This is a genomic window from Sphingobium sp. SA916, from assembly GCF_002894065.1.
GTDB lineage: Bacteria > Pseudomonadota > Alphaproteobacteria > Sphingomonadales > Sphingomonadaceae > Sphingobium > Sphingobium fuliginis.
Genome location: NZ_LXYF01000098.1, coordinates 1 through 5,987, shown reverse-complemented (window position 1 = coordinate 5,987; position 5,987 = coordinate 1). Strand labels below are relative to the sequence as shown.

4 protein-coding genes are annotated in these 5,987 nt (G+C 66.2%); 2 read left to right on the top strand and 2 right to left on the bottom strand.

Annotated elements, in window-relative coordinates:
* The first annotated feature begins 178 nt into the window (after window positions 1-178).
* On the top strand, window positions 179-964 hold the full coding sequence (locus tag A8G00_RS23700; RefSeq protein WP_099185249.1) for a S1/P1 nuclease: 786 nt from the start codon (window positions 179-181) through the stop codon (window positions 962-964).
* Window positions 965-1,096: 132 nt separating this feature from the next.
* Here A8G00_RS23700 and A8G00_RS23695 read toward each other — a convergent pair whose 3' ends face one another.
* Both A8G00_RS23695 and A8G00_RS23690 read right to left on the bottom strand, forming a co-directional pair.
* On the bottom strand, window positions 1,097-1,564 hold the full coding sequence (locus A8G00_RS23695; RefSeq protein ID WP_099185248.1) for a low molecular weight protein-tyrosine-phosphatase: 468 nt from the start codon (window positions 1,562-1,564) through the stop codon (window positions 1,097-1,099).
* The gene (locus tag A8G00_RS23690) at window positions 1,561-3,015 is read right to left on the bottom strand and encodes an ATP-binding protein (protein WP_048578387.1); all 1,455 of its coding nucleotides are present in this window, start codon (window positions 3,013-3,015) and stop codon (window positions 1,561-1,563) included. Before A8G00_RS23690 ends, A8G00_RS23695 begins: the two co-directional genes overlap by 4 nt.
* 138 nt (window positions 3,016-3,153) lie before the next feature.
* On the opposite strand from A8G00_RS23690, the gene ppc reads away from it, so the two are divergent.
* Window positions 3,154-5,853: a phosphoenolpyruvate carboxylase gene (ppc, locus tag A8G00_RS23685; RefSeq protein WP_044662821.1), complete on the top strand. Its 2,700-nt coding sequence runs from the start codon at window positions 3,154-3,156 to the stop codon at window positions 5,851-5,853.
* The last annotated feature ends 134 nt before the right edge of the window (window positions 5,854-5,987 follow it).

Sequence of the window (5,987 nt, the reverse complement as noted above, 5' to 3'; positions counted from 1 at the left end):
CTCAAGATCGCCCTGCCAATCCCCTTCCATCACCAGCCTCCATCAAAGCTGGCTCCCTATGAATCACGCATCCTGCGCCGGGGGAATCCCAAAAATTACACTTCTGCCAAAGTAGTGCTAGGGCAACCCTCTGAAAAAGCCTGCTGGTTCCGCCGGGGCAAAGCTGTAAGAGGTCCTCATGCGCTTTGCCCTTCTCCTCGCCCTGCCGTTTCTCGCCGCTACGCCCGCCCAGGCCTGGGGACCGATCGGCCATCGCGTCACCGGCGCCATAGCTGATCGCAACCTGAGTGGCGCTGCACGCGCCCAGGTCCGCCTGCTGCTGGGGTCGGAAGATCTGGCCGAAGCGGCGACCTGGCCGGACGACATGCGGTCCGACCCTGCCGAATATTGGCGTAAGACGGCCAGCCCCTGGCATTATGTCACGGTGAGGGAGGGCGATCGTTACACCGCCGCGGACGCGCCGAAGGAGGGGGACGCGATGACGGCGCTGACCCGCTTTACGGCGACGCTTCGCGACCCCAAGGCGTCGCAGGACGACCGCCGCATGGCGCTGCGCTTCGTCGTTCACATCATTGGCGACCTGCATCAGCCGCTGCATGTCGGCGGTGGTGACGACCGGGGCGGCAATGATGTGAAGGTCACTTTCTTCGGCGCGCAGAGCAACCTGCATTCGGTCTGGGATTCCGGCCTGATCGACCAGCGCGCCCTGTCCTATTCCGAATATGCGGACTGGCTGTCGCGGTCGATCACGCCGGAACAGACGATTGCCTGGAGCCTGTGTGATCCGGACATCTGGACCCGCGAAAGCATCGCGCTGCGCAAGACCGTCTATCCGGCGGACCCGAACCTGTCCTGGGACTATGCCTATCGGCATCGCACCGAGCTGGACGACCGGCTGCGGCGGGCAGGTGTCCGCATCGCCGCCTGCCTGAACGCGATTTTCGATTCGCCCCGGCAGCCCTAGGACCGGTCGACAGTCCGTTCATGGTCGACGACTCGGAAATGCGGTATCGAAAAACAGGGCGTTTTTCGCTCGGTTTGAAAATGCTCCGGGTTTCAGGATCGAATTGAAGCGCAGCGCGCTCCTGCGACCACTCTACCCCCGCTCCCGCAGCCGCTGCACGATGGCGCGCGCGGCCCGCGTGACGTCGTCCCAGGTCGTGTCGAAGCCGGCATCGTCCCCGAAATAGGGATCGGTCACGCTGCTCCCCTCGCGCCCTGGCACCAAATCCATCAGCAGCCGCACGTCCGCCGTCCCCTCCGAAGGCTGAATCCGCCGCAGATTCTTCAAATTTTCCGTATCCAGCGCGAAGACATGGTCGAACCGCCGGAAATCCCCCGCCGTCACCTGCCGCCCACGGTAGCCGGAAATGTCTATCCCATGCCGCAGCGCCACCGCCTGCGCGCGCCGGTCCGGCGGCGATCCGACATGCCAGTCGCCGGTGCCCGCCGAATCCACCGTCACCGAAAGGCCCGCCCGCTCCGCCTCCGCACGCAAAGCGGCCTCGGCCAGCGGCGATCGGCAGATATTCCCCAGGCACACGAACAGGACCGAAGCGCTCATCCCTCGGCCGCCGCCGTGCTCAGGCCCAGTTGCGGCACGCCGATCGACCGCCGCCCGCCGAAATCGGTGCGCGCCACGATCACGCCCAGCTTTTCCATATAATCGATCAACCGTCGCACGCGCCCCGGCGAACTGGTGCCATAGGCGCGCGCCAGCGCCACATCGTCGGGGCAGGGCAGCCCCTGCATCGCCGCCCGCGCAATCAGCAGGAAGGGAGCGAGCATATCCTCCGGCACAGGTTCGGCGGCCTTCATCGCATCGGCCCAGCGCGGGTCGGCGGCATCGAACATGCCCGCCTGCGCCATGGCGAATCGCTTGCGGAAAGCGGGCAGGTCGAGCGGCGGCTGGCGCAGTCCCTTCATCCGGCAGCGGACGCCGAAATCCTGATAGAGCGTCGACACGCTGGGCTGCGCCTCCCCCAGGTCCGCCACGATCTCCTCCAGCACGGCGATCACCACCGGCTCGTTCTGGCCGAAGTCCAGTTCCGGCGCGGCGGGCTTGGCCGAAGGCGCGGCGGCAAGGGCGCGCATCAACTCCTCCGCAGGCAAGGCCGGCGGCTCGGCGCGGGGTGGAGGCGGGGGCAGCGCCTCTTCCTCTCCCGCGCCCGCGAACAGCAATTCCTGCAAATCCTCCGTCGCGGCGACGGGGGGCGGCATCAGCTTGTGCGTGCCGCCGCGCGTGCTGGTCTTCACAGAGCCGATCTTCACCGCCACCGGCCGTCGACAGATGGCCGGGCCCAGGGCCAAAAAGCGGCCGCGCTCCAGGTCGCGGATCTGCTCCGCCTGCCGCCGCTCCATGCCCAAAAGGTCCGCCGCCCGCGCCATGTCGATGTCGAGGAAGGTGCGCCCCATCAGGAAGTTCGATGCCTCGGCCGCGACATTCTTGGCGAGCTTCGCCAGCCGCTGCGTCGCGATCACGCCCGCCAGGCCGCGCTTGCGCCCCCGGCACATCAGGTTCGTCATGGCCGCCAGCGAAAGCCGCCGCGCCTCGTCCGACACATCGCCCGCCGCCACGGGGGCGAACATCTGCGCCTCGTCCACCACCACCAGCGCGGGATACCAGTGGTCGCGCGGCGCATCGAACAGCGTCGACAGGAAAGTCGCGGCGCATTTCATCTGCGCCTCCAGCTCCAGCGATTCCAGACTGAGCACCACGGATGCGCGATGCTCGCGTATGCGCATCGCCATCTTGACGATCTCGCGCTCATTATAGTCGCCCGCGTCGATCACCACATGGCCATATTCATCCGCCAGCGTGACGAAATCGCCCTCCGGATCGATCACGACCTGCTGGACCAGCGCGGCGCTTTCCTCCAGCAGGCGGCGCAGCAGATGCGACTTGCCGGACCCTGAATTGCCCTGGACGAGCAGACGGGTGGCAAGCAATTCCTCGACATCGACCAAAACGGCATTGCCGTTGCTGTCATTTCCTATGCTGATGCTGGCGGTCACGGATTTCCTTTGGCCCATGGCGGGGGCTTCGCGCAAGTGCACAGAATAAGGATGCCGTCCTCCTGCCCTCGCGGGATCACGTCGCGTGATGCGGATTCCCTTGACCATCCCATTGTTGCGATGCAGCATCGATCCATCATGGCGACTCTTGCATCCTCTCCCGCTCCTGCGATCACGCAGAACCCGGACATCCGCTTTCTCGGTCGTTTGTTGGGCGACGTCATCCGCGCCTATGGCGGGGAGAAAATCTACAAGCAGACCGAATATATCCGCTCCGCCTCGGTCGATCGGGCGCGCGGCCTGCACGGCGCGGACGTGGTCGACACCGGACTCGACGCGCTGAGCCTCGACGACACGCTGAGCTTCGTGCGCGGCTTCATGCTCTTCTCGATGCTGGCCAATCTGGCCGAGGACCGCCAGGGCGTCGCTGCCGAGCCGGGGGCCGACGTCGCCTCCGCCGTCGAAAAGCTGCGGTCCCATGGAATAGAGCGCGAGGCGGTGCTCGACCTGCTGTCCCATGCCCTGATTGTGCCGGTCCTGACCGCTCATCCGACCGAGGTGCGGCGCAAGAGCATGATCGACCACAAGAACCGCATCGCGGACCTGATGCTGCTCAAGGACGGCGGCCGGACGGAAACCGATGAGGGCGAGAATCTGGACGAGGCGATCTTCCGCCAGATCGCGCTGCTGTGGCAGACGCGGCCGCTGCGCCGGGAAAAGCTGTTCGTCGCGGACGAGATCGAGAATGTCCTCGCTTATTTCCGCGACGTCTTCCTGCCCGTGCTGCCCGCCCTCTACGCGCGATGGGAACGGGTGCTGGGCGCGCGCCCGCAGAGTTTCCTGCGCGTCGGCAACTGGATCGGCGGCGACCGCGACGGCAATCCCTTCGTTCAGGCGCCGCAGCTTCGGCTCGCGCTCGCCAGGGGCTGCGAGGCTGCGCTGGGCTTTTATATGGATGCGCTCCACGCCCTTGGCGCGGAACTGTCGCTCTCGACCGAACTGGCCGATGTGTCGCAGGCCGTTCTGGACCTGGCCGACGCCAGCGGCGACGTCTCGCCCAGCCGTCAGGACGAGCCCTATCGCCGGGCGATTTCCGGCATCTATGCCCGTCTGGCCGCCACCTACCGGTCGCTGGTCGGCAAGGCGCCGTCCCGCCCCTCGGCGCTCAAGGGCGAACCCTATGCCAGCCCCGCCGACCTGCGCCGCGACCTGGTGACGGTCGCGCAGGGGCTGGCGAGCGAAGGCAATGGCGCCCTGGCGACCGGCGGCGCGCTTGGCCGCCTGATCCGTGCGGTCGAAACCTTCGGCTTCCATCTCGCCACGCTCGACATGCGGCAGAACAGCGATGTCCATCAGAGCGTGGTGGCCGAACTGCTGAAAGTCGCGGGGGTCGAAGCGGACTATGCCGGCCTCGACGAATATGCCCGCATCGCCCTGCTTCGGCGGGAGTTGGCGAACAACCGGCCGCTGGGCACGGCCTTTTTCGAATATTCGGAACAGACCGCGTCCGAACTCGCCATCGTCCATTCGGCGGCGGAGGCGCATCGCATCTACGGCCCGCAATGCATCACCCATTATATCATCTCCAAGGCGGAGAGCGTTTCCGACCTGCTCGAGGTGAACATCATCCTCAAGGAAGCGGGCCTGTGGCGCGCGGGCACGGAGGGCGCGCCGCCGCAGGCCGCGATCATGGCCGTGCCGCTGTTCGAAACCATCGCGGATCTCGAGGCCGCGCCCAAGATCATGGCCGCCTATTTCGGCCTGCCCGAAATAGGCGGCGTGGTGCGGGAACGCGGCCATCAGGAAGTGATGATCGGCTATTCCGACAGCAACAAGGACGGCGGCTACATCACCTCCACCTGGGGGCTGTTCCAGGCGAGCAAGGCGCTGGCCCCCGTCTTTGCCGAAGCGGGCACGGCGATGCAGCTATTCCATGGCCGCGGCGGCGCGGTCGGGCGCGGTGGCGGCTCCTCCTTCGCGGCGATACAGGCGCAGCCCAAGGGCACGGTGCAGGGTCGCATCCGCATCACCGAACAGGGGGAGGTGATCGCCGCCAAATTCGGCACCCGCGACGTCGCCATGACCAATTTGGAAGCGATGACCAGCGCGACCCTGCTCGCCAGCCTGGAACCCGAAGTCCTGTCCGATCGCGATGCGGCCCGCTTCGCCGCCGCCATGGACCAACTGTCGAAGACCGCCTTCGCCGCCTATCGCGATCTGGTTTATGGTACTGAGGGCTTCAAGGAATTCTTCCGGCAATTGACCCCGATCCAGGAAATCTCCGGGCTCAAGATCGGCTCCCGTCCAGCCAGCCGCACCAAAAGCACCCGGATCGAGGATCTGCGCGCCATCCCCTGGGTGTTCAGCTGGGCGCAGGCGCGGGTGATGCTGCCGGGCTGGTATGGGGTCGGCCATGCGCTTTCCGCCTTCGAGGACAAGGCGCTGCTGGCCGACATGGCGCAGCACTGGTCCTTCCTGCAATCGGCGCTCGCCAATCTGGAGATGGTGCTGGCCAAGTCCGATCTGGGAATCGCTGCTCACTATCTGCCGCTGGTCGAGGATCAGGCGCGGGGCGCGGAGATTTTCGACCGCATCCGCGACGGTTGGGACATGGCCCATGACGGCTTGCTCGCCGCCACCGCCCAGTCGCGGCTGCTGGAGAAGAATCCCAAGCTCGACACGTCGATCCGCCTGCGCCTGCCTTATATCGAGCCGCTGAACCTTCTTCAGGTCGAACTGATGAAGCGCCACCGCAGCGGCGAGGACGACCCGCGCATCAAGGAAGGTATAGAATTGTCGATCAACGCGATCGCCACGGCGCTGAGGAATAGCGGATAGGGGTGGGAAGCGGACATTCCCCCTCCCGCAGGCGGGAGGGGGCTAGGGGGTGGGCTGGCGCGACATCAGCGTGAATTTTCAACGGCTAAGTCAGAAGCTCGCTACGCTCGCGCCCACCCCTAACCCCTCCCGCC

Excerpts from the sequence above, each read along its gene's own strand:
- A8G00_RS23700 (WP_099185249.1), top strand. The coding sequence starts at position 179 with ATGCGCTTTGCCCTTCTCCTCGCCCTGCCGTTTCTCGCCGCTACGCCC.
- A8G00_RS23695 (WP_099185248.1), bottom strand. The coding sequence starts at position 1,564 with ATGAGCGCTTCGGTCCTGTTCGTGTGCCTGGGGAATATCTGCCGATCG.
- ppc (WP_044662821.1), top strand. The coding sequence starts at position 3,154 with ATGGCGACTCTTGCATCCTCTCCCGCTCCTGCGATCACGCAGAACCCG.